We start from the raw sequence: 23,565 nt of genomic DNA on the forward strand, positions 1-23,565 counted from the left end.
TTTGCGTTTCTCAGGCGGCGCGGGCGGCAAGGGGCGCCGCGATCAGCCTGATACCGTCGTGGCCGGTGATGTCAGCCTCGACGATCTCACCCGGCACGCCGGCGCCGAGCGCGGCAAGCGTAAAACCTTCGGTGCGGCCAAGGCCGTCGCGCTCGATCAGGATCGACTGACGCGTCCCGGAAAGCGACGACAGATGGCGCCGATACGCAGCCTCACCCACCGCGCGCAGCCGGGCGGCGCGCTGCTTGACCAGCTCGCGGCGGACCTGCGGCATGCGCGCGGCGGGCGTGCCTTCGCGCGGGCTGAACGGAAAGACATGCAGATGCGTCAGCCCGCATTCCTCGACGATTTTCTCCGAGTTTTCGAACATCTCATCCGTTTCGGTCGGGAAGCCGGCGATGATGTCGGCGCCGAAGACGATGCCGGGGCGCAGCTTGCGCACATCCTCGCAGAAGCGGATCGACTGGTCGCGCAGATGCCGGCGCTTCATCCGCTTCAGGATCATGTCATCGCCCGACTGCAGCGACAGATGCAGATGCGGCATCAGCCTGGGTTCGGTGGCGATGGCGTCGAGCAATTCGTCGTCGGCCTCGATCGAATCGATCGACGACAGCCGCAGGCGCTTCACGTCGGGCACCTGCCTGAGGATGGTCTTTACAAGCTTGCCGAGCTTCGGCGCACCCGGCAGGTCGGCGCCAAAACTGGTCATGTCGACGCCGGTCAATACGATCTCGGCATAGCCATTGCCGGCGAGCCGCTTGACCTGCTCGACCACGGCGCCCATCGGCACCGAGCGCGAATTGCCACGGCCGTAGGGAATGATGCAGAAGGTGCAGCGGTGGTCGCAGCCGTTCTGCACCTGGACGAAGGCACGCGCCCTGCCCTCGATGGCGTCGACCATGTGGCCGGCGGTCTCACGCACCGAAAAGATGTCGTTGACGCGTGCCTTCTCGGTGTCGTTGACGCCGAAATCCGGCAGCGCGCGATAGGAGTGCGCCTGCAGCTTCTCCTCATTGCCAAGCACGAGATCGACCTCGTCCATGACGGCGAAACTCTGCGGTTCGGTCTGCGCGGCGCAGCCGGTGACGATGATGCGTGCTTCAGGGTTGTCGCGGCGCGCCTTGCGGATCGCCTGCCTGGCCTGGCGCACGGCTTCGCCGGTCACGGCGCAGGTGTTGAAGATCACGGCGCCACCTTCCAGCGCGCCGAGGCCGGCGTTTTCCGCCTCGCGCCGCATCACCTCGGACTCATAGGTGTTCAGCCGGCAGCCGAAGGTGACGACATCGATACCCTGGGACGCCATCAGGCCGCGCTTTCGGTGTCGCGGGCCCAGATGCCGGTCGACGGATCGAAGCTGCCGGAAAATTCCCATTCGGCGGCACCGGTGAGGATGACGTGGTCGTTATCCAGCCATTCGACATGCAGCGAGCCGCCGCCGGGCGTAATCAGGCTGACGCTGCGGCCGGTCCGGTTGGTGCGGGCCGCCGCGACCACCGATGCGCATGCGGCCGAACCGCAGGCCTTGGTCAGGCCGGCGCCGCGCTCCCAGGTGCGGATGACCATGGTGTCGGGTGAAGTGACCTGTGCGATGGTGATGTTGGCACGCTCGGGAAACATCGGATGGTTCTCGAGCAGCGGCCCGAAGCGGTCGAGCTCATAGGACCAGACGTCGCGATCGACCCAGAATATGGCGTGCGGGTTGCCCATCGAGACGACCGAGGGCGAGTGCAGCACCGGCGCGTCGATCGGGCCGATCTGCAGCTCGATCATACGGGTGTCGTGGAACTCCTCGGCCAGCGGGATATCCTGCCAGCCGAAACGCGGCGTGCCCATGTCGACCGAGATCGAGCCGTCGGCATGTTCGCGAGCGTTGAGGATGCCGGCGACGGTCTCGAAGGTGAAGGTCTTCTGGCCGGTCTCGGCGGCGAGCGCCTGGACAACGCAGCGCATGCCATTGCCACAGGCCTGCGCCTTGGAGCCGTCGGAATTCAAGATGTCGATGAAAAAGGCAGTGCCCGGCGTCCTGGCGTCGTGGATCGCCATGATCTGGTCGAATCGGGTCGCGGCATCGGCGTTCAGTGCGATGGCCGCGGCCGGCGTCACCCGATCGGCACGGCTGCGCATGTCGGCAACGATGATCTCGTTGCCGATGCCGTTCATCTTGGCGAAAGGGGCAGTGCTGGCCATTGCTCCGCGAATTCCATGTCCGTTTGGCGCTATATGGCGGAAACGGGCGGGAATTACCAGTGCGGAGCGGGGTCACGTCACCGCGAAGACGCCAAGGACGATCAGCAGGAAGATGCTCAGAACGATGCCGATCAGGATGCGCGCGCCGGTGGCGGCGGCTCCGGCCAGTGCCGGCATGCCGAGCAGGCTCGCCGCCGCGGCGACGATCAGAAGAATGATGATCCACTTGATCATGGCGAGGCTCCCAGCCAACTGCGTTGGGAAACCAACGCGTTTCAGCAATTTGGGTTCCTTTGGTGAGCTGCCTGGCTAGATGGCTGGCACGTCCCAGACCTCGCCGGGCCGCAGGGCGCGAAAGCGCTGCTGCGGGATGCCTTGGTCGCCAAGCGCCTCGGCCAATTTCCGGGCCGGCTCGTCGATCGGTTCGTCGGTGAGCTGGAAGGTGCCCCAGTGGCAGCCGGCGGCGAAGGCGGCGTTGCACAGCTTCATGCCTTGCACCGCTTCTTCCGGGTTCTGGTGCTGCGGCGCCATGAACCAGCGCGGCTCGTAGGCGCCGATCGGCAGGATGGCGCAGCGGAAGCCGCCATGTTTTTCGGCCATCAGCCGGTAGTTGATGCCATCGTGGAAGCCGGTGTCGCCGGCGAAATAGACCTTGCTATCAGGCGTTTCGATGACGAAGCCGGCCCACAGCGCCATGCGCCGGTCGCGGGCGCCTCGCGCCGACCAATGGTGAACCGGCTCGACATGGATGGCGACGCCGTTGCCGATCTCGACCCTGTCGCCCCAGTCATGCGCCGACAGCCGCATCCCGATAACCGCATCGCCGATCAGGACATCGTTGCCAAGCGGGGTGATCACCAGCGGGTCGTGACGGGTCTTCAGCCGCTTCAGCGTGGCGAGGTCGAGATGGTCGTAATGGTTGTGGCTGACCAGGACGAGGTCGATCGGCGGCAGGTCGGCGAAGGCGATGCCCGGCGGGCTGACGCGTTTTGGTCCGGCGAAGGAGAGCGGCGATACGCGCGGCGACCAGACAGGATCGGTGAGGATGTTCAGGCCGGCTGTCTGGATCAGCACCGTCGAATGGCCGACCATGGTCACTTTCAGCCCGGCGCCTTCGACGCGCGTCGCCGGTTTTACCTGCGCAAAAGGGCTTGGAGTGGTCGCCGGCCATTTCGAGCGCTTGCCGCTCAACTGCCATTTCAGCAGGTCGGCGAAACGGCCGGGTGGCTGGCCGTCAGGATTGAAGAACAAGGTGCCGTCGAAATGATCGCTGGGCGGGCCGCTGTAGTAGGGATTGGCAGCTCTCTTTCTCGCGGCCAATTTTTTCGGCTCCGGCAGGTTTCGGTTTTTAAGAGATAGGACCGATGCCGGCCGGCGCAAGCATTTGGAAAGACCGCAAGCGCGGCTTCCGACTGCCGGGCGCCAGGGGCAGCACCGTCCCAGGGAGCCGAGTGGCAAGCGGGCCGGTGCCGTCGTGACTGCGATAAATTTGCAACAAATCTTGCTGCAAACCGTATTTTAACCATATCGGGTTGAAATTTCGCCACCTTCTCCATCTTGGTGGGGGTGAGATTGTGCGGACGGCGCCCCCCAGCCGAATCCGACGGAGGTTGGAATGACTTTTTCGAAAAGCGGTCTGGTGGCCGTATCGCTGGCGGCGCTCGTTGCGAGTGGCTGTTCGACCTCACGCTTCTCGTCGATGGATGACCAGCAGCCGGCACCGCTGCAGCCGGCCCCGGCTGGCCAGGTGACCGGCAATCAGCTGCCGCCGCCGGCGGCACCGGGCGCCACCGACCCGTCGCAATTCCCGACCGCGCCTGGGAATACGCAGGTTGCGTCCTTGCCGCCGGATGGCACGGCGCCCGCAGGCGCCACGGATCTGACCGCGGCCAGCGTCGCCGGTGTCTGGAATGCCAGCGTTTCCGGCCAGACCTGCAAGGTGGCGACGCCGCAGACCAAGTTCGGCGCCGGCTTCCGCGCCGGGCCGCTGCACTGCCCGGCGCCGATCGACGGCATCAAGTCGTGGAACGTCGCCGGCAAGCAGCTGACGCTCTATGACGAAAATGGCGGCGCGCTGGCGCGGCTCTATTCCTCGGGCGGCTCGAAATTCGACGGCCAGACTTCCAACGGCCAGGCGATTTCGCTTACAAGGTAGGCCGATCCTATTTGGTTTTACGCAATTCCGGACGGAAGACAGCGACACAGTTTTCCTGGAATTGCTCGACAACGACGTGACCGATGCATCTGCGTGACGGCCTCCAGACCCATGCGACCGTCAGGCAGCGCTACGACCACCTGGTGGAAACCGGCGCGATCGGACGCGATCCGGCGCAGGAGCGGATCGCCGTCGCGCTCGACCGGCTGACCGACGAGATCTCGGCCAAGCGGCTGGCGCAAAAGTCCAGCGCGCTGGGCTGGCTGTTTGCCCGCAAGCGCGAAACGCACGAGGCCGTCAAAGGCCTCTACATCCATGGCGGCGTCGGCCGCGGCAAGACCATGCTGATGGACATGTTCTTCGAATTGCTGCCGGTGCGGCGCAAGCGCCGCGTCCATTTCAACGACTTCATGGCCGATGTGCAGGACCGCATCCAGAAGCACCGGCAGGCACGCAAGGACGGCACGGTCAAGGAGGACGATCCGATCCCGCCGGTGGCCAAGGCGCTGGCCGAGCAGGCATGGGTGCTGTGCTTCGACGAGTTCTCGGTCACCGACATTGCCGACGCGATGATCCTGTCACGGCTGTTTTCAGCGCTGTTTGCCAACGGCGTGGTGCTGGTCGCCACCTCGAACGTGGCGCCGGAAAATCTTTATGGCGATGGGCTGAACCGCCAGCTTTTCGTGCCGTTCATCGGCATCCTGGAGCGCCATGCCCAGGTGCTGTCGCTCGACGCCGACAAGGACTACCGGCTGGAAAAGCTCGCCCGCACGCCGGTCTATGTCACGCCGGCCGATGCGGCGGCCGACCGGATGCTCGACGAGGCCTGGCAAGCCATGACGCGTGGCGTGCCGACGGCCGAGACCTCGCTGACCCTCAAGGGACGGCAGGTGGTCGTGCCGCGTGCGGCCGGCCATGCGGCGCGTTTTTCCTTCGCCGACCTCTGCGAAAAGCCGCACGGTGCCCGCGATTTCCTGGCGATTGCCGGCCGCTTTTCGACCGTCTTCATCGATCACATCCCGGTGCTCGGCGAAGGCAGGCGCAACGAAGCCAAGCGCTTCATTCTGTTGATCGACACGCTCTACGATCATCATGTGCGGCTGGTGGTCAGCGCCGAGGCCCCGCCGCCGCAGCTTTATGTGGCCAAGCAAGGCGTCGAGGTCTTCGAGTTCGAACGCACGGCATCGCGCCTGATCGAGATGCAAAGCCGTGACTGGCTGGAGGATTGGGCGGAACGGCAGCAGGCGAAGGTGCATCTGACCGAGCCGGAACAGGCGCAAGCCTAGAGCGGTTCACCGTTTCACGGAAACGCCGAACCGCTCTATCTGTTTGTTTTGACGCAATTCCCTGAGGGAAAGCGCTACGCGCTTTTCCCGGGAAAACCGTTACACACTTTTCCTGGAATTGCTCTAGAGCACGTCCCGCGATCAATGAATCGATTGTGATGTGACGTCGGGCTTCGCGGGTGATTCAACATCCACTTTGATGAGGTGGATGATGGGAAGAGCACTGAGCGACGATCTTCGATCGCGGGTCTTGAAGGCTTCGGACGCGGGCATGTCTGCCCGGCAGGCGGCGGCGCGGTTCGGCGTCGGCATATCGAGTGCAATCCGGTGGATCGCACGGGCGAAGATCGGCGAGCGGACGCCGCGGCCGCAAGGCCGTCGACGCGCGTCCAGCCTCGATGCGCATAAAGCCTTCATCGTGGGGTTGATCGATGAGCGCAAGGACATCACGCTGAACGAGATGGTAGAGCGGCTGGCGGTCGAGCGATCGGCTCGGATCAGTCGCAGCGCCTTAAGCGCCTGGCTTGGCCGGCACGGCTGGACGTTCAAAAAAAGTCCGCACATGCACTGGAGCAGGATCGTCCCGACATCCTGAAGCGCCGTCGTGCGTGGTTCGACGGCCAACTCGATCTCGATCCGGCAAAGCTGGTGTTCATCGATGAAACTGGACTATCGACCAAGATGGCCCGGCTGCGGGGCCGTGCGCCATGCGGTGAGCGTTGCCGGGCGGGCGTGCCGCACGGCCATTGGAAAACCACCACCTTCACCGGCGCACTGCGGCTGACGGGCATGACCGCCCCGTTCGTCTATGACGGCGCCATGAACGGCAACGTATTCCTGGCCTATGTCGAGCAGGTGCTGGTCCCGACCCTGTCGGAGGGCGACATCGTCGTGATGGACAACCTTCCCGCCCACAAGGCCGCCGGCGTTCGCGATGCAATCGAGACGACCGGCGCGAGGCTCATGTTCCTGCCGCCCTACAGCCCCGACTTCAATCCGATCGAAAACGCCTTCTCAAAACTCAAGGCTCTTATGCGGGCCAAAGCCGAGAGGACAATCACAGCCCTGTGGACCGCCGTCGGATCGCTCGTCGACCTCTTCACCCCAGCCGAATGCCAGAACTACTTCAAGGCCGCAGGTTATGACCCAGATTAAACCGGACGTGCTCTAGATAGTCTTCAGAAGTCGCGGTCCTTCGCCCCCGGTCCCGCCGACGCCTACAATTCATACACATACATCACGAAATCCTGCGCTGCCCCATGCGGCTCCTTGCGCGACTCATAAAGCGCGCGGGCAGCCACATTGTCCGGCTCGGTGCCGACCCAGGCCTCCTCGCAGCCATGCTCGCGACCAATCGCGAACATCGCGTCGAGCATGTCTCGCGCGATGCCCTGGCGCTGGAAGGCCGGCGACACGCCGACCTCGTCGATATAGAGCTCGCTCACCTTGTCGGGGTGGCGGTGGATGACGGCGGCGCATTGACCGACGACAACGCCGTCGGCGAGCGCCACGATCATGAAATGGCCGGGTTCGCGGAGATAGTCTGCCAGACGATCCGGCCTGACCGGCTCGTCGAAGACATCCTCGGCGACCTGCATCACAAGGGCGTCATCGCCAGGGAATAGCCTTCGGATTTCCATCTTCATTGTGTAAATTCCCCCAAGTTGGCTTATAAACTTTGACGTTTACGTAAATCCCAAACTATCTAACCGATTGAAAATGCTAGCTCCGAAATAATCGATTGAATTTATCTTGCACCAAGGCTATTGGGTGCGGCGAAAATCCGCGGGTTCCTCACAGCATTCCGGCCTCTTCCTCGACGCCGTCAACCAAGTCGTTCAAGATTTGGGCGCGCCGTCACTGACAAAGGGAAAACATCCTGACATGGCACGCAACAAGATAGCGCTCATCGGCTCTGGCATGATCGGCGGCACGCTCGCCCACATGATCGGTCTCAAGGATCTCGGCGACGTGGTGCTGTTCGATATCGCCGAGGGTATTCCGCAGGGCAAGGGGCTCGATATCGCGCAGTCGTCGCCGGTCGACGGCTTCGACAGCCGCCTCACCGGCATTAACGACTATGCCGGCATCGAGGGTGCGGATGTCTGCATCGTCACCGCCGGTGTGCCGCGCAAGCCGGGCATGAGCCGCGACGACCTGCTCGGCATCAATCTCAAGGTCATGGAACAGGTCGGCGCCGGCCTCAAGAAATACGCGCCGAAGGCCTTCGTCATCTGCATCACCAACCCGCTCGACGCCATGGTCTGGGCGCTGCAGAAGTTCTCCGGCCTGCCCAAGAGCCACGTCGTCGGCATGGCCGGCGTGCTCGACTCCTCGCGCTTCCGCTATTTCCTGGCCGAGGAGTTCAAGGTCTCGGTCGAGGACGTGACCGCCTTCGTGCTCGGCGGCCATGGCGATTCCATGGTGCCGATGATCCGCTATTCGACGGTTTCCGGCATCCCGCTGCCCGACCTGATCAAGATGGGCTGGACCTCGAAGGAAAGGCTCGACCAGATCGTCCAGCGCACCCGTGACGGCGGCGCCGAGATCGTCGGCCTGCTCAAGACCGGCTCGGCCTATTACGCGCCGGCCGCCTCGGCGATCTCGATGGCGGAAGCCTATCTCAAGGACAAGAAGCGCGTGCTGCCGTGTGCTGCCTATCTCTCCGGCCAGTATGGCGTCAAGAACACCTATGTCGGCGTTCCCGTGGTGATCGGCGCCGGCGGCGTCGAACGCGTCATCGAGATCGACCTCAACAAGAGCGAGCAGAAGATGTTCGACGCTTCGGTGGCGACGGTGCAGGGCCTGACCGAGGCCTGCGTCAAGATCGCGCCGCAACTCGCCAGCAAGTAACCCGGAGACATCGAAGATGAACATCCATGAGTATCAGGGCAAGGCGCTGCTGAAGAGCTTCGGCGCGCCGGTGGCCGAAGGCGTGCCGGTGTTCAAGGCGAGCGAGGCGGAAGCCGCCGCGAGGGCGCTGCCCGGCCCGCTCTATGTGGTGAAGAGCCAGATCCATGCCGGCGGCCGCGGCAAGGGCAAATTCAAGGAGCTCGGCCCCGACGCCAAGGGTGGCGTCAGGCTGGCGAAGTCGGTGGCCGAGGTGGTCGCCAACGCCAACGAGATGCTTGGGCACACGCTGGTGACCAAGCAAACCGGCCCGGCCGGCAAGCAGGTCAACCGCCTCTACATCGAGGATGGCGCCGACATCGAGCGCGAGCTTTATCTGTCGATCCTGGTCGACCGCTCGGTCGGCCGCATCGCCTTCGTCGTCTCGACCGAGGGCGGCATGGACATCGAGGCGGTCGCGCACGACGCGCCGGAAAAGATCATCACCGTCGCCATCGACCCGGGAAAGGGCGTGACGGCGGCCGACCTGAAGGCGCTCAACGGCGCGCTCAAGCTCGACGGCGACGCGGCCAAGGATGGCGATACGCTGTTCCCGATCCTCTACAAGGCCTTCGTCGAGAAGGACATGAGCCTGCTCGAGGTCAACCCGCTGATCGTCATGAAGAACGGCCGGCTGCGCGTGCTCGACGCCAAAGTGTCGTTCGACAACAACGCGCTGTTTCGCCATCCCGACGTGCTCGAGCTGCGCGACACCACCGAAGAGGACGAGAAGGAGATCGAGGCGTCGAAATACGACCTCGCCTATGTCGCGCTCGACGGCAATATCGGCTGCATGGTCAATGGCGCAGGCCTCGCCATGGCGACGATGGACATCATCAAGCTCTACGGCGCCGAGCCGGCCAACTTCCTCGATGTCGGCGGCGGCGCGTCGAAGGAGAAGGTGACGGCGGCGTTCAAGATCATCACCAAGGATCCGGCGGTCAAGGGCATCCTGATCAACATCTTCGGCGGCATCATGAAGTGCGACATCATTGCCGAGGGCGTGATTGCCGCGGTCAAGGAAGTCGGCCTGGAAGTGCCGCTGGTGGTGCGCCTGGAAGGCACCAATGCGGAGCTCGGCAAAAAGATCATCAACGACAGCGGCCTGAACGTGGTGTCGGCGGACGATCTCGACGACGCGGCCAAGAAGATCGTCAAGGCGGTTAAGGGCGGCTGATGCGGCTCCTTCTGGCCATAGCGCTAACCGGCATGGCCTTTTGGGCTGGCCCGGCACGTTCGGCCCAAGATCCGGCGTCGCCCGCCTGGATTGGGATAAGAGTGAACCTGTTTATGAGTTTGTGTCCGGCAACGGCGCCCAGCTTCGGCAAGTTCACCGCGACCGCTCATGGGAATAGCTTTAGGACGGACTCCAACGGGCGCCAGGTTTACAAAGCCACGGAAATCGTCGCCTCGATCAGGAATGTGGACGGCCAGTGCGATTGCCTGGTTTCATTTGGCACAGACAAGCCGAAGCTGGCGGCCAATATGATCCTGCAGAGACTGCTTTCCAAGTATGGCAGCAGATTCCAGACGGATAACGATCCCGACTCCCTCGGGGTGCTCAAGAACGCCGACGGTGATTTGTCCATTCAACTGGTGACGATGCGCGAGGTCAAAGGCCAGTGGATCGGCGCTGTCGTTCACGGAAAGCAACGATGCCCAGCTTGAAAACAGAACAAGGTAGAGGTCGATAGCCAATGCCCCCGCACAAGATAAACCTCGTCGAGGCGGCGGACGCGAAGATCAAGAAGGTCTTCGACCCGCATATCGCCGGCGACGTCAACGACAGCCAGGCGAAGGTCGCCAAGTTCGGCGAGGTCTTCGACTGGCACGCGCATGACAACGAGGATGAAGCCTTCCTCGTGCTGCGCGGCCGTATCGCCATCGATTTCCGCGACGGTCCGGTCGAACTCGGCGAGGGCGACTTCATCGTCGTGCCGCGCGGCGTCGAACACCGGCCGCGTTCGCTGACCGCGGAGCCTATCGTGCTGATGTTCGAGCCGGCGACGACGCTCAACACCGGTAACGCCAAGAGCGACCTCACCGTCACCGATCTGAAGCGGCTCTGAACCCATGAACCCGGCACCTTTCTCCTCCCTCTCGGACGGTCACCAGCGCCTGCAAGCGCTGGTCGGTTCGTGGCGTGGCGAGGAAGACGTGGCGGCCACGCAATGGACCGATGCCGGTATGGCGACTTCGGAAGTGCTTTCGGAGGCCGAGTTTGGCGGCCTGTTCGTTGTTCAGCGCTATCGCCAGCGCCGCGACGGCACTGTCTCGTTCGGTTCGCACAATGTTTTCGGCTTCGATCAGGCGAACAGCACTTTCACCATGCATCAGTTCGATTCGATGGGATTTGTGCCGGCCGCACCGGCAACAGGCACGTGGGATGGCAATACGCTGACCCTGCTGCGCTCGTCGCCGCGCGGCTCCGCGCGCGTGACATATGATTTCGACACTGAAGACAACTACCGCATGCGACTGCAGTTCCAACCCGCCGGCAGCGATGTCTGGCAAGACATGGTGAGCGGCGTCTACAGCCGTGTCTCACCTTCCTCGATCAACGATTTCTAAGAAAAAGGGCCACCATGTCCATTCTCGTCGACAAGAACACCAAGGTGCTGGTGCAGGGCCTGACCGGCAAGACCGGCACGTTCCACACCGAACAGGCGCTGGCCTATCACGGCACGAAAATGGTGGGCGGCATCCATCCGAAGAAGGGTGGCGAAACCTGGACCGGCTCGAAGGGCGAGAGCCTGCCGATCTTCGCCACCGTCGCCGAGGGTAAGGAAAAGACTGGCGCCAACGCCTCCGTCGTCTATGTGCCGCCGGCGGGCGCCGCCGAAGCGATCCTCGAAGCGATCGAGGCCGAGATCCCGCTGATCATCTGCATCACCGAAGGCATTCCGGTGATGGACATGATCAAGGTCAAGGCGCGGCTCGACCGCTCGACTTCGCGGCTGATCGGCCCGAACTGCCCGGGCGTGCTCACCCCCAACGAATGCAAGATCGGCATCATGCCCGGAAACATCTTCCGCAAGGGCTCGGTCGGCGTTGTTTCGCGCTCGGGAACACTTACCTATGAGGCCGTGTTCCAGACCACCAATGTCGGCCTCGGCCAGACCACCGCCGTCGGCATTGGCGGCGACCCCGTCAAGGGCACCGAGTTCATCGACGTGCTCGAGATGTTCCTCGCCGATGACGAGACCAAGTCGATCATCATGATCGGCGAGATCGGCGGTTCGGCCGAGGAAGACGCCGCGCAGTTCCTCAAGGACGAAGCCAAGCGTGGCCGCAGGAAGCCGATGGCCGGCTTCATCGCCGGGCGCACGGCGCCGGCCGGCCGCACCATGGGTCATGCGGGCGCTGTCATCTCCGGCGGCAAGGGCGGCGCCGAGGACAAGATCGCGGCGATGGAATCGGCCGGGATAAGAGTTTCGCCCTCGCCGGCACGGCTCGGCACGACGCTGGTCGAGGCGATCAAGGGTTAAGGCAATAAGGGAGTAGGGCAGTATGGGAGTAGGGGAATAGGAAGAATGGGACGAGCGCGGCAATCGCCTGCTTTCCCTACTGCCTTACTCCCCTACTGCCCTACTCCCCTCCAAAAACAGGAGACGGAGCCAGGCTCCGCGAACAAAAATGGCAAGACAAGATCAGGCCAACGACCAGTTTTCACTCACCTCATTCCTTTATGGCGGTAACGCCGACTACATCGACGCGCTCTACGCCGCGTATGAGGACGATCCGGAATCGGTCAATCCCGAATGGCAGGAGTTCTTCGCCGGGCTGAAGGACGACGCCGGCGATGTGCGCAGGAACGCCAAGGGCGCTTCCTGGGCAAAGCCCTCCTGGCCGCTGCAGGCCAATGGCGAACTGGTGTCGGCGCTCGACGGCAACTGGGGCATCGTCGAGAAGCATCTGGAAAAGAAGGTCAAGGACAGAGCGGTCACCAACGGTATCGTCCTTTCCGACGCCGACGTGCACCAGGCGACGCGCGATTCGGTGCGCGCCATCATGATGATCCGCGCCTACCGCATGCGCGGCCATCTGCACGCCAATCTCGACCCGCTCGGCATCGCCAAGCCGCTCGAGGACTACAACGAATTGTCGCCGGAGAACTACGGCTTCACATCAGCCGATTACGACCGGCCGATCTTCCTCGACAATGTGCTCGGGCTCGAATTCGGCACCATCCGGCAGATGCTGGAGATCCTGACGCGCACCTATTGCTCGACGCTCGGCGTCGAGTTCATGCATATTTCCGACCCCGAGGAAAAGGCCTGGATCCAGGGGCGCATCGAGGGCGCCGACAAGGAGATCACCTTCACCGCCACCGGCAAGAAGGCGATCCTGCAGAAGCTGGTCGAGGCGGAAGGCTTCGAGCAGTTCATCGACGTCAAGTACAAGGGCACCAAGCGCTTCGGCCTCGATGGCAGCGAATCGCTGATCCCGGCGCTGGAGCAGATCGTCAAGCGCGGCGGCCAGCTCGGTATGAAGGAGATCGTGCTCGGCATGGCCCATCGCGGCCGGCTGAACGTGCTCTCCCAGGTGATGGCCAAGCCGCACCGCGCCATCTTCCACGAGTTCAAGGGCGGCTCGGCCGCACCCGACGAGGTCGAGGGCTCGGGCGACGTCAAGTACCATCTCGGCGCCTCGTCGGACCGCGAGTTCGACGGCAACAAGGTGCATTTGTCTTTGACCGCCAACCCCTCGCATCTGGAAATCGTCGACCCGGTGGTGATGGGCAAGGCGCGCGCCAAGCAGGACTATCTGTTCGGCCGCAGCCGCGAGGAGATCGTGCCGCTGGAGGAGCGCGCCAAGGTGCTGCCGCTGCTGCTGCACGGCGACGCCGCCTTTGCCGGCCAGGGCGTGATCGCCGAAATCCTCGGCCTGTCCGGCCTGCGCGGCCACCGCGTCGCCGGCACGCTGCATTTCATCATCAACAACCAGATCGGCTTCACCACCAATCCGCGCTTCTCGCGCTCGTCACCCTATCCGTCCGACGTGGCCAAGATGATCGAGGCGCCGATCTTCCACGTCAACGGCGACGATCCGGAAGCCGTGGTCCACGCCACCAAGGTGGCGATCGAATTCCGCATGAAGTTCCACAAGCCGGTCGTGGTCGACATGTTCTGCTACCGCCGCTTCGGCCACAATGAGGGCGACGAACCGGCTTTCACCCAACCGATCATGTACCGCAACATCCGCACCCATAAGACGACGGTGCAGATCTATGGCGACCGGCTGATCGCCGAGGGTCACATCACCCAGGCCGAGCTCGACCAGCTGAAGGCCGACTGGCGGGCGCATCTGGAATCCGAGTGGGAAGTCGGCCAGAGCTACAAGCCCAACAAGGCCGACTGGCTGGACGGCGCCTGGTCGGGCCTGCGCACGGCCGATAACCAGGACGAACAGCGGCGCGGCAAGACCGCCGTGCCCGTCAAGACGCTGAAGGAAATCGGCAAGAAGCTGACCGAGGTGCCGAAGGATTTCGAGGCGCACAAGACGATCATCCGTTTCCTCGAGAACCGCCGCCAGGCGATCGAGTCCGGCGAAGGCATCGATTGGTCGACGGCCGAGGCGCTGGCCTTCGGCGCTATCCTGCTCGACGGCAATCCGATCCGCCTGTCGGGGCAGGATTCCGAACGCGGCACCTTCTCGCAGCGCCATTCCGTGCTCTACGACCAGCGCGACGAGACCCGCTACATCCCGCTCAACAATCTGTCGGCGGCACAGGCCGGCTACGAAGTCATCAACTCGATGTTGTCGGAAGAGGCGGTGCTGGGCTTCGAATATGGCTACAGCCTGGCCGAACCGAAGGCGCTGACCTTGTGGGAAGCGCAGTTCGGCGACTTCGCCAACGGCGCCCAGGTGGTGTTCGACCAGTTCATCTCGTCGGGCGAACGCAAGTGGCTCAGAATGTCGGGCCTCGTCTGTCTCTTGCCGCATGGCTATGAAGGCCAGGGTCCGGAGCATTCCTCGGCCCGCCTCGAGCGCTTCCTGCAGCTTTGCGCCGAAGACAACATGCAAGTCGCCAACTGCACGACGCCGGCTAACTACTTCCACATCCTGCGCCGGCAGCTGAAGCGCGACTTCCGCAAGCCGCTGATCCTGATGACGCCGAAGTCGCTGCTGCGCCACAAGCGGGCGGTGTCGACGCTGCCGGAAATCTCGGGCGAAAGCTCGTTCCACCGGCTTTTGTGGGACGATGCCCAGCTGTTGCCCAACCAGACGATCAAGCTCACCAAGGATTCGAAGATCCGCCGCGTCGTGCTGTGCTCGGGCAAGGTCTATTACGACCTCTACGAGGAGCGCGAGAAGCGCGGCATCAACGACATCTACCTGCTGCGCGTCGAACAGCTCTATCCGTTCCCGGCCAAGGCGCTGATCACGGAACTGTCACGTTTCCGCAACGCCGAGATGGTGTGGTGCCAGGAGGAGCCCAAGAACATGGGCGCCTGGTCGTTCATCGATCCATATCTGGAATGGGTGCTGGCGCATATCGATGCCAAGCATCAGCGGGTGCGCTACACCGGCCGCCCGGCGGCTGCCTCGCCGGCGACCGGACTGATGTCGAAGCACCTTGCCCAGCTCGCCGCCTTGCTCGAAGACGCGCTTGGTGAATAGAACAGATCTGGGTGAATAGAACAGATCTGGGCGAATAAAACAGAACCGAAAGAAACGGACAGGCACAATGGCTACCGAAATCCGCGTTCCCACTCTCGGCGAATCCGTCACCGAAGCGACCGTCGGCAAGTGGTTCAAGAAGGTCGGCGACACGATCGCCGCCGATGAACCGCTGGTCGAGCTCGAGACCGACAAGGTGACGGTGGAGGTGCCTGCCGCCGCCGCCGGGACGCTGGGCGAGATCACCGTCAAGGAAGGTGAAACGGTCGGCGTCGGCGCGCTGCTGGGTTCGATTTCGGCGGGTGGCGATGCCGCCGCCCCGGCGACCAAGCCACAGGCGGTGTCGCAGGCCTCGTCACCAGATGCGGCATCGACCGGCAAGCAGGCCGCGGCCGAGACCGCCAAGATCGCCGGCGATGCCGGCGCGGTCGAGCCGCGCTCCATGCCGCCGGCGCCGGCGGCGGCAAAACTGATCGCCGAGCACAATCTGGCGGTCGATCAGCTCTCCGGCTCGGGCAAGCGTGGCCAGGTGCTGAAGGGCGACGTGCTCGACGCGATCGCCAAGGGCGCGCCGTCGCAGCCGGCCGAGACGCCCAAGGCAGCGCCGGTGCCGGTTGCGGTGCGTGCGCCATCCTCGGGCGACGATGCGTCGCGCGAGGAGCGCGTGCGCATGACCAAGCTGCGCCAGACCATCGCGCGCCGGCTCAAGGAAGCGCAGTCGACCGCCGCCATGCTGACCACCTTCAACGAGGTCGACATGAGCGCGGTGATGGCGTTGCGCACCAAGTACAAGGACGTGTTCGAGAAGAAGCACGGCGTGAAGCTCGGCTTCATGGGCTTCTTCACCAAGGCCGTCACCCACGCCTTGAAGGAAATCCCCTCGGTCAATGCCGAGATCGACGCCACCGACATCATCTTCAAGAACTACGCCCATATCGGCGTCGCCGTCGGCACCGAAAAAGGCTTGGTCGTGCCGGTTGTGCGCGATGCCGACCAGATGTCGATCGCCGAGATCGAAAAGGAAATCGGCCGGTTGGGCATCGCCGCGCGCGACGGCAAACTGTCGGTCGCCGACATGCAGGGCGGCACGTTTACGATTTCCAATGGTGGCGTCTACGGGTCGCTGATGTCGACGCCGATCCTCAACGCGCCGCAGTCGGGCATCCTCGGCATGCACAAGATCCAGGACCGGCCGGTCGTGGTCGGCGGCCAGATCGTGATCCGGCCGATGATGTATCTGGCGCTCAGCTACGATCACCGCATCGTCGACGGCAAGGAAGCGGTGACGTTCCTCGTCCGCGTCAAGGAAAGCCTGGAGGATCCGGAACGGCTGGTGCTCGATCTCTGACCGCCGGCTTGAGCGAGAGGGGAGTTCTATGAGGTACGTTCTGCAGGCGCTTTCCTCGGCAGCGTTGGCCGCGGGGTTCAGCGCCTTCAGTCCTCAGGCCCACGCGGACGAGGTACCGCCATTGCAGTACATCCCTGTGCTGGATTTCTATGCCGATTCGCTCGTTACGGAGCGCTCCATTGCGGCAGTCTGCGCACCGTCGTCCTCACCTGCTCGCGACGACAAGGCATGGGGGGAGGCAGCAGCGATCCTCGTTGCGTCGCTCTGGGCTGACGGCTTTCCCGCCGACTTCGTCAAGAGTGTCAAGGCGCGGCTCGATCGCCCGCTGATCCCTGCGAAAATCGACTGCAATAGCGACAGTAAAATCGACGAACTTGCAGGGTCGGAGAATGAGGGGTGGGTCCAACTCATCAAGGGAATGCTGAAAAGCACTGGACTTCGCGCGATCGAAGCGCCGGTTTCAGATGCCCAGTGGAAAGAAATCAAGGCAACGATTGAAGGTGATCTGCCAGCGCAGACAAGGCTGTTCGACTGCGTCGGCGCTGTCGGATTCGGATTGTTGCCGACCTTGATCCATGACTGGAATGGCATGCTGATCGAAGTTGGGCAGAAGCTGGTCGCAGTCGGCCTGCCGCGCGACGAAGTGAGTGCGGAGCTGAACGCAGCCGACGCCAACCACCTCTGGCACAAACCGGATGCGGCGACGCTAGCCTCGCTGAGACGGAGCTGCAAGGAGGACAAGAGCTGGTACGAAAGGCTTGCTACGATGAGCTATGCCGGCATCAGCGTAGAGGTGGACAAACGCCTGCCCGCCCTTTCGACGCCAGAGACGGGAGACCAGTAGGCATGGTCCTGAGCACGGCTGCGTCGGAGTGCCGGCGGGACGGCGATGTCGCCCAGGCGTTGGCACCCAAAACCCGATGACGATACGTCTCGGCGGTTTGCTGGTTTCCTCTGCGGTCGGCCTTGGGTGGCCTCTGGCTGCCTTCGCCGCCTGTCCGATCGAGCTTGCCGTCTATGGCGAGGCCCAGAGCGGCAGCGAGATTGATTTTACCCCGACCGTCACCTCGGCGACCGTCACCAACACCTTCCGGATGATCCTCGACAACGATGTGGTGCTGAATGGCATCGTCATCTGGAACGAGGGCGTGTCGCGGCCGAACGGCGTGCTGATGTACAAATGCCCCGAGGGCGACGTCACCGGCGAGGAGCTTGCCGCCTGCACGTCCTGGCACGGCGTCATCTACACGTTGGATGACAAGGGCAGCATCGGGCTGCTGCCGGCCGAAGGCGTCGAGGCGCCGAAGACGCTGATCCTGTCGGATCTTGGTCCGGCGCTGCGTCAATCCTCGGCCTATGGCGGCAATGGATTTTCGAAAGTGCCGTGGGATGTGTTTGCCTTGAAAGGATGCCAGGAATGAGCGGGGCGCAAAAGGTGCTGCTGGTCACCGGCGGCAGTCGCGGCATCGGCGCTTCGATCTGCCGGCTCGGTTCCAGGGCCGGCTACCGCGTCGCGGTCAACTACGCTGCGAATCAGGACGCCGCCGATGCACTGGTCGCCGAGCTCCAGGCCGCCGGCGGCGATGCGTTTGCCGTCAAGGGCGATGTCGGCGTTGAGGCCGATATCGTTGCCATATTTGGCGCTGTCGATCGCGCCTATGGCCGGCTCGATGCCTTCGTCAACAATGCCGGCATCGTCGACGTCAAGGCGCGCGTCGACGAAATGGATGTCTCGCGGCTGGAGCGCATGATGCGCATCAATATCGTGGGTTCGTTCCTCTGCGCCCGCGAGGCGGTGAAACGCATGTCGACGCGCCACGGCGGCAAGGGCGGGTCGATCGTCAACATCTCGTCGGCCGCTGCGACATTGGGTTCGCCGGGCGAATATGTCGACTATGCCGCCTCCAAGGGCGCCGTCGACACGTTCACCATCGGGCTCGCCCGCGAGGTGGCGATGGAAGGCATCCGCGTCAATGCGGTGCGACCGGGCATCATCGACACCGAGATCCACGCCTCCGGCGGGCAGCCGGACCGGGTGGAGCGGTTCCGCGACATGCTGCCGATGAAAAGGGCCGGCACCGCTGATGAAGTCGCGGGCGCGGTCCTCTATCTTCTATCCGACGCCGCGTCCTATACGACGGGCGCGATCCTGAATGTAAGCGGCGGCCGCTGAGCCCCAGTGAAGAAGGACAGTATCATGGCTTATGACGTCGTTATCATCGGATCGGGACCGGGCGGCTATGTCTGCGCCATCAAGGCGGCGCAGCTCGGGCTGAAGACGGCGGTGGTCGAGAAGAACGCGACCTTCGGCGGCACCTGCCTCAACATCGGCTGCATTCCGTCGAAGGCGCTGCTCCACGCCTCCGAGATGTTCGCCGAGGCCGGCCATTCCTTCGACACGCTCGGTGTCGAGATATCAGCGCCGAAATTGAACCTGAAGAAGATGATGGCGCACAAGGATGCGACCGTGTCCTCCAACGTCAACGGCGTCGCCTTCCTGTTCAAGAAGAACAAGATCGACAGCTTTCGCGGCACCGGCAAGGTGGTCGCCGCCGGCAAGGTCTCGGTGACCGGAGAGGATGGCAAGGTCGAGGAGATCGAGACCAGGAACATCGTCATCGCCACCGGCTCCGACGTCGCCGGCATTCCCGGCGTCAAGGTCGATATCGACGAGAAGGTGATCATATCGTCGACCGGCGCGCTGTCGCTGGACAAAGTGCCTGGCCATCTGGTGGTCGTCGGCGGCGGTGTCATCGGGCTCGAGCTCGGCTCGGTGTGGGCGCGGCTTGGCGCCAAGGTCACCGTGGTCGAGTTCCTCGACACCATCCTGGGCGGCATGGATGGCGAGGTTTCCAAGCAGTTCCAGAGGATGCTGTCGAAGCAGGGTTTCGAGTTCAAGCTCGGCGCCAAGGTCACCGGCATCGCCAAGGCCAAGAAGGGCGCGACCGTCACCTTCGAGCCGATCAATGGCGGCGCCGCCGAGACCATCGAGGCCGACGCGGTGCTGATCGCCACCGGGCGTCGCGCCTATTCCGACAGTCTCGGGCTTGGCGAGGCCGGCGTCGAAGTCGACGGGCATGGCCGGGTCAAGACCGATGGGCATCTGCGGACCAATGTGCCCGGCATCTTCGCCATTGGCGATGTCATCGCCGGGCCGATGCTGGCGCACAAGGCCGAGGACGAGGGCGTGGCGGTGGCGGAAACCATTGCCGGCCAGGCCGGTCACGTGAACCATGACGTCATTCCGAGCGTCGTCTACACCAGTCCGGAAATCGCCTCGGTCGGCAAGACCGAGGAGGAGCTGAAGAAGGCCGGCATCGACTACAAGGCAGGGAAATTCCCGTTCAGCGCCAATGGCCGGGCGCGCGCCATGCTGCACACCGACGGCTTCGTCAAGATTCTCGCCGACAAGGCAAGCGACCGCGTGCTCGGCGTTCATATTGTCGGCTTCGGCGCCGGCGAGATGATCCACGAGGCGGCGGTGCTGATGGAATTCGGCGGTTCGTCAGAGGATCTCGCCCGCACCTGCCACGCGCATCCGACGATGTCGGAAGCGGTCAAGGAGGCGGCGCTGGCGACGTTCTTCAAGCCAATCCACATCTAGAGCGGTTCGCATTTAGGTTGACTTATAGCCTGCGCTTTCGATGTAGTTGTTGCATTCATTTGGGGTGACGTCGTCGAGGGTGCGGGCGATAGCGTTGTGTACGGCCTGGATGCTTCGTTTGGCGGCACGTCGCATGCAGTGCTTGAGCTTGGCGAAGAGCTTCTCGATTGGATTGAGATCTGGACTGTAGGGCGGCAGGAAGAAGAGCCGCGCTGCGGCGGCCCTGACGATGTCGCGGACGGCTTGGCCCTTGTGAGACCCGAGATTGTCGAGAATGACAATGTCGCCCGGCTTCAGTGTCTTGATGAGTTCGGTTTCGACATAGACACGGAAGGCCTGCGCATTGATGGGTCCGTCAATGACCCAAGGCGCCTCTACCCGATCATGCCGCAGCGCGGCGATGAAGGTCATCGTCTTCCAATGACCATATGGCGCGTGAGCCATCAGCCGCTTGCCGCGCACACCCCAGCCACGCAACGGCGCCATGTTGGTCTTGACCCACGTTTCATCCAGGAAGACCAGGCGCGTTGGGTCAATGCGGGTCTGATAGCGCATCCATTGCGCCCGCCGACGCATCAGCTTCGGCTTGAGCTGCTCAGCCGGCAGAACGGTTTTTTTTGAAGCTCTTGCCCTCGCGATGCAAGAAGCGACCGACGCTGGCGGGGTGGATGATGAGACCCCGGTCAGCCAGTGCGGCCGTCAATTCATGAAGCGTTATGTTGGCATCCCGCTCGACCTCGCTCAGGACGAAAGCACGATGCTCCCCGTCAATCAGATAGGGTCGATGACCGCCCATCTTGCCGGGTGCCGCACTGCCCAGCCGACGCTTGCGCGCCGCCCACTTGATCACGCTCGAAACTGCCACCTTCAGCGCCGCAGCCACCTCTCGGCTCGTCTCGCCTTCTTCAAGGCGAGCCAGTGCCCGTTCCCGCAAATCCATCGAACAAGGCTTGGCCATCTGTCCCGACCTCCAACGGTCAGAACATCGAATCTGATTTGCTCAATCTTGGGAATCCTGATTCAGACAAAACGCAAACCGCTCTAAAGGCCTTTCATAAACTCTACTCCGGCGGCCATCTGGCGAGGTTTTCTCCGCTTCCGGTGCTCACGGACCCAAATGTCCGCTGCGCTCCGGTTCTCGAAAACCACACCAGCTGACTCGCCGGAGCGAGTTTCTGGAAAGGCCTTTCAGGCACCACCATCCAAAGCAAAACGGCCCGCTTTTCAGCGGGCCGTTCGTATTTGGTATCGAGCCGATCAGTTGGCCGGTGCTGGGGCCGGAGCCGGCGCAGGGGCCGGTGCTGGTGCTGGTGCCGGAGCGGGCGCTGGTGCCGGTTCGGCAGGCGCAGGTGCCGCCGGAGCGGGCGCTGCCGGAGCTGGTTCGGCGGGCTTCATGGGTTCTGCAGGAGCCGGTGCAGGCGCCGGTGTGCTGGCCGCCGGTGGCTCGGCAGGCGCCGGATGCTCACCACCGCTTCTTCCGAAAACATAATACGCGACAACCGCCAGAATAACGACGACCAGCGCAATCAGCCAGGTACTGCCGCCGCCGCCGCGTGGCGGTGGGACATTGGTGGACGAATTGAACGGGTCGTTTGGATTCGGTGCGTTCGCCATAAAAGTGTCCTCCGTGGATGAAAAACATCAAACAACAGCCATCAACGCGTTACCGTCGAATGGGTTTCACGCTAGTCGAGGAAAACGCCGAAAACACGACGCCCGGACCATGCGACTCAGTTGACAGCGGCGACAGTATAGCCGGCTTTGCGAAAATCCTCGACCAGGCCTTCGGGGCCGGGAAGGGGGGCGCCGCCGGGACTGGCGGCGTTTCGCCACGCAGCAAGCCAAACCAACCGATGCTATCGTTGGTTGCGAGGGATTTGCCGGTATGACGCCCACTGCACAGACTTTCCCCGACCCTGAAGGCGCCCTTGCCGGCGCTCAGTTCGCCGACCGATACGTACTGGTAACCGATGGTCTTGCACTGACCGCAATTGGCGCGGCCGAACACGTTCTGGGGCGAACGCCGCGATGGGTCGGCTGGCTTATGCTGCTACGCAACCTCGCCGTCAGGCCATTCGGGCTGAAGACGGGGCCGGAACGCGACGCATTGCCGGAAAGCAGGATCGGTATCTTTCCGCTCATCAGCCGGGCCCCTGGCAGGGTCGTCCTGGGTCTGGACGACCGGCATCTCGATTTCCGTATCCTGGTGGAGGTGAACGACCTCGGCGCGGGCCGGCAGGAAGTGGCGGCGTCGACGATCGTGAAGACGCACAACCTGTTTGGCCGGGCCTATCTCGCGATCGTTATGCCGTTTCACCGGATCATCGTTCCGGCGATGCTGGCTCAGGTTTTGATCAAGTAGAGTTAAAGCCCTACCGCCGTGACAGTGTAGCCCGCCTTGCGGAAATCCTCGACCAGGCCTTCGGGGCCGGGAAGGTGCAGGGCGCCGACCGCCATGAAGGCGTTGCCCCTGGCAAGGATCGGCTCGGCATGCTCGACCATCACCTTGTTGCGACTGGTGATCATGGTTTCCTCGAACGCCGCATAGCCCGTGGGGTCGTCCTTCTCATCAGGCATGGCCGCGCGGAACAACGGCCAGAACATGCCGGTGTCGCCGCGCTGGTAGAGAACGATCATGGTTTCGTTGATGTCGTTGACCTTGTCGCCCAGCTTCAGCGTGTCGACGAGGCCCTTCATGTGGAATGCCAGCGGCAGCGAAGCCATGGCGCGCAGCTGGCTGGCAGCTGTTTCCAAGCCTTCCACCGGCTTTCCCGCAGTCTTAGCACCCTCAGCCAGCTTGACGTCGAGCACCGGGGCGCCGCCGGACTGGCGGGCGAGTTCGCAAGCCGGAAGCGCCATCATGGCCGAGAGCATCCACGGCTTCATTTTGGCAACGGTTGCCGGCGGAATGCCGCGCGCGTCAAGCGCGGCATTCATGGCCGCCGCATCGCCAGGCGACAGCAATGACGACAGCGTCGTGGAGTCGGTGAACATCATCAGTTCCGGCTCCTTGAGCATCGCCGCCATCATCTTTTGCTTGTCGAGCACGTCGGTGGTTTCGATGACGATGGTGTCGGCGGCGTCATAGGCCTTCTGCGCGTCCGGCGGAAGCGCGGTGACGCGCGGGTCGGTCATGTGCATGGTGCCGAACAGGAAGGACGGTTTTTCGCCCGGCTTCTCCAGCTTCCATAACAGGCCCTTGCCATTCGGCGTGGCCGCGGCGTCCGCCTCGATCTTGCGATAGGTGGCCGGATCGTTCTTCTGCAAGGCAGACAACATGTCGGCGCCGGTGCAGGTCGGGATCTCGGCGTGTGCCCTGCCGGCCGCGAACAGCAAGACGGCGAGGAACGACAGGAAAAACAGGACATTGAGCGCGACAAGCAGCTTCAGCGATACGGAAGCTGCACGGTCGGCGATGGCGATGACGCGTTTCATAGCCTTTGTCCTAGAACCAAAAAGCGGCAAAACGGTT

Annotated in this window: 24 protein-coding genes; 17 read left to right on the forward strand and 7 right to left on the reverse strand. The window is 63.3% G+C overall.

The features are described 5' to 3' along the window. Positions 1–10 precede the first annotated feature (10 nt). The 4 genes from mtaB to ACFSQT_RS26445 all read right to left on the reverse strand — a co-directional run bounded on the left by mtaB (position 11) and on the right by ACFSQT_RS26445 (position 3,507). On the reverse strand, positions 11–1,303 hold the full coding sequence (gene mtaB / locus ACFSQT_RS26430; protein WP_379023677.1) for a tRNA (N(6)-L-threonylcarbamoyladenosine(37)-C(2))-methylthiotransferase MtaB: 1,293 nt from the start codon (positions 1,301–1,303) through the stop codon (positions 11–13). Then, positions 1,303–2,187 carry a diaminopimelate epimerase gene (gene dapF / locus ACFSQT_RS26435; protein WP_379023679.1) on the reverse strand — a complete coding sequence of 295 codons (885 nt, stop codon included), beginning with the start codon at positions 2,185–2,187 and terminating at the stop codon, positions 1,303–1,305. The genes mtaB and dapF overlap by 1 nt, the downstream gene beginning before the upstream one ends. A gap of 72 nt (positions 2,188–2,259) precedes the next feature. Further along, positions 2,260–2,421, reverse strand: coding sequence for a DUF1328 domain-containing protein (locus ACFSQT_RS26440; RefSeq protein ID WP_379023681.1), 162 nt, complete (start codon positions 2,419–2,421; stop codon positions 2,260–2,262). A 75-nt stretch (positions 2,422–2,496) separates the two neighbouring features. Then, a complete protein-coding gene (locus ACFSQT_RS26445) occupies positions 2,497–3,507 on the reverse strand; it encodes an MBL fold metallo-hydrolase (protein ID WP_379023683.1) in 1,011 nt (336 codons plus the stop codon). Positions 3,508–3,802: 295 nt separating this feature from the next. Between ACFSQT_RS26445 and ACFSQT_RS26450 the strand changes: the two genes are divergently transcribed. The 3 genes from ACFSQT_RS26450 to ACFSQT_RS26460 all read left to right on the forward strand — a co-directional run bounded on the left by ACFSQT_RS26450 (position 3,803) and on the right by ACFSQT_RS26460 (position 6,783). After that, entirely contained in the window at positions 3,803–4,342 is a 540-nt protein-coding gene (locus ACFSQT_RS26450; RefSeq protein ID WP_379023685.1) for a protease inhibitor Inh/omp19 family protein, read from the forward strand. A gap of 83 nt (positions 4,343–4,425) precedes the next feature. Beyond that, the gene (gene zapE / locus ACFSQT_RS26455; protein ID WP_379023687.1) at positions 4,426–5,628 is read left to right on the forward strand and encodes a cell division protein ZapE; all 1,203 of its coding nucleotides are present in this window, start codon (positions 4,426–4,428) and stop codon (positions 5,626–5,628) included. 211 nt (positions 5,629–5,839) lie between these two features. Beyond that, positions 5,840–6,783, forward strand: a protein-coding gene (locus ACFSQT_RS26460; RefSeq protein WP_379018015.1) for an IS630 family transposase whose coding sequence is annotated in 2 segments (ribosomal slippage) — positions 5,840–6,176 and positions 6,176–6,783 — 945 coding nt in all. Because the reading frame shifts where the segments join, the coding sequence is not laid out codon by codon here. A gap of 62 nt (positions 6,784–6,845) precedes the next feature. Here ACFSQT_RS26460 and ACFSQT_RS26465 read toward each other — a convergent pair. Further along, positions 6,846–7,274, reverse strand: coding sequence for a GNAT family N-acetyltransferase (locus ACFSQT_RS26465; RefSeq protein ID WP_379023689.1), 429 nt, complete (start codon positions 7,272–7,274; stop codon positions 6,846–6,848). A 238-nt stretch (positions 7,275–7,512) separates the two neighbouring features. Here ACFSQT_RS26465 and mdh point away from each other — a divergent pair, with 238 nt between their 5' ends. The 12 genes from mdh to lpdA all read left to right on the forward strand — a co-directional run bounded on the left by mdh (position 7,513) and on the right by lpdA (position 20,093). Beyond that, positions 7,513–8,481, forward strand: coding sequence for a malate dehydrogenase (gene mdh, locus ACFSQT_RS26470; RefSeq protein WP_379023691.1), 969 nt, complete (start codon positions 7,513–7,515; stop codon positions 8,479–8,481). A 16-nt stretch (positions 8,482–8,497) separates the two neighbouring features. Next, positions 8,498–9,694: an ADP-forming succinate--CoA ligase subunit beta gene (gene sucC, locus ACFSQT_RS26475; RefSeq protein ID WP_379023693.1), complete on the forward strand. Its 1,197-nt coding sequence runs from the start codon at positions 8,498–8,500 to the stop codon at positions 9,692–9,694. Between the two features lie 101 nt (positions 9,695–9,795). After that, on the forward strand, positions 9,796–10,185 hold the full coding sequence (locus ACFSQT_RS26480) for a hypothetical protein (protein ID WP_379023695.1): 390 nt from the start codon (positions 9,796–9,798) through the stop codon (positions 10,183–10,185). A gap of 29 nt (positions 10,186–10,214) precedes the next feature. Further along, a complete protein-coding gene (locus ACFSQT_RS26485; protein ID WP_379023697.1) occupies positions 10,215–10,586 on the forward strand; it encodes a cupin domain-containing protein in 372 nt (123 codons plus the stop codon). A gap of 4 nt (positions 10,587–10,590) precedes the next feature. Continuing rightward, positions 10,591–11,088 (forward strand): DUF1579 family protein, encoded by a 498-nt coding sequence (locus ACFSQT_RS26490; protein WP_379023699.1) that lies wholly within the window; start codon positions 10,591–10,593, stop codon positions 11,086–11,088. Between the two features lie 14 nt (positions 11,089–11,102). Next, positions 11,103–12,005 carry a succinate--CoA ligase subunit alpha gene (sucD, locus tag ACFSQT_RS26495; protein ID WP_379023701.1) on the forward strand — a complete coding sequence of 301 codons (903 nt, stop codon included), beginning with the start codon at positions 11,103–11,105 and terminating at the stop codon, positions 12,003–12,005. Positions 12,006–12,153: 148 nt separating this feature from the next. Further along, positions 12,154–15,141, forward strand: a complete 2,988-nt coding sequence (locus ACFSQT_RS26500) for a 2-oxoglutarate dehydrogenase E1 component (protein ID WP_379023703.1) — start codon at positions 12,154–12,156, stop codon at positions 15,139–15,141. A gap of 67 nt (positions 15,142–15,208) precedes the next feature. Then, positions 15,209–16,489, forward strand: a complete 1,281-nt coding sequence (gene odhB / locus ACFSQT_RS26505; protein ID WP_379023705.1) for a 2-oxoglutarate dehydrogenase complex dihydrolipoyllysine-residue succinyltransferase — start codon at positions 15,209–15,211, stop codon at positions 16,487–16,489. A gap of 28 nt (positions 16,490–16,517) precedes the next feature. Further along, entirely contained in the window at positions 16,518–17,333 is an 816-nt protein-coding gene (locus ACFSQT_RS26510; protein ID WP_379023707.1) for a hypothetical protein, read from the forward strand. A gap of 76 nt (positions 17,334–17,409) precedes the next feature. Continuing rightward, positions 17,410–17,910 carry a hypothetical protein gene (locus ACFSQT_RS26515; protein WP_379023709.1) on the forward strand — a complete coding sequence of 167 codons (501 nt, stop codon included), beginning with the start codon at positions 17,410–17,412 and terminating at the stop codon, positions 17,908–17,910. Next, entirely contained in the window at positions 17,907–18,662 is a 756-nt protein-coding gene (locus ACFSQT_RS26520; protein ID WP_379023711.1) for an SDR family oxidoreductase, read from the forward strand. The genes ACFSQT_RS26515 and ACFSQT_RS26520 overlap by 4 nt, the downstream gene beginning before the upstream one ends. 24 nt (positions 18,663–18,686) lie before the next feature. Next, positions 18,687–20,093 (forward strand): dihydrolipoyl dehydrogenase, encoded by a 1,407-nt coding sequence (lpdA, locus tag ACFSQT_RS26525; RefSeq protein ID WP_379023713.1) that lies wholly within the window; start codon positions 18,687–18,689, stop codon positions 20,091–20,093. Between the two features lie 12 nt (positions 20,094–20,105). On the opposite strand, the gene ACFSQT_RS26530 is transcribed toward lpdA, so the two are convergent. Further along, positions 20,106–21,051, reverse strand: a protein-coding gene (locus ACFSQT_RS26530) for an IS630 family transposase (protein WP_379023715.1) whose coding sequence is annotated in 2 segments (ribosomal slippage) — positions 20,106–20,711 and positions 20,713–21,051 — 945 coding nt in all. Because the reading frame shifts where the segments join, the coding sequence is not laid out codon by codon here. Between the two features lie 310 nt (positions 21,052–21,361). Between ACFSQT_RS26530 and ACFSQT_RS26535 the strand changes: the two genes are divergently transcribed. Together ACFSQT_RS26535 and ACFSQT_RS26540 are read left to right on the forward strand one after the other, a co-directional pair. Then, positions 21,362–21,604: a hypothetical protein gene (locus ACFSQT_RS26535; protein WP_379023717.1), complete on the forward strand. Its 243-nt coding sequence runs from the start codon at positions 21,362–21,364 to the stop codon at positions 21,602–21,604. A 374-nt stretch (positions 21,605–21,978) separates the two neighbouring features. Further along, a complete protein-coding gene (locus ACFSQT_RS26540) occupies positions 21,979–22,455 on the forward strand; it encodes a DUF2867 domain-containing protein (RefSeq protein WP_379023719.1) in 477 nt (158 codons plus the stop codon). Positions 22,456–22,457: 2 nt separating this feature from the next. Here ACFSQT_RS26540 and ACFSQT_RS26545 read toward each other — a convergent pair whose 3' ends face one another. Beyond that, complete coding sequence (locus ACFSQT_RS26545; protein ID WP_379023721.1) at positions 22,458–23,528, reverse strand: TraB/GumN family protein; 1,071 nt, start codon at positions 23,526–23,528, stop codon at positions 22,458–22,460. Positions 23,529–23,565: the final 37 nt, after the last annotated feature.

Origin of the sequence: Mesorhizobium calcicola (assembly GCF_042682105.1) — a bacterium.
Classification (GTDB): Bacteria; Pseudomonadota; Alphaproteobacteria; order Rhizobiales; family Rhizobiaceae; genus Mesorhizobium; species Mesorhizobium calcicola.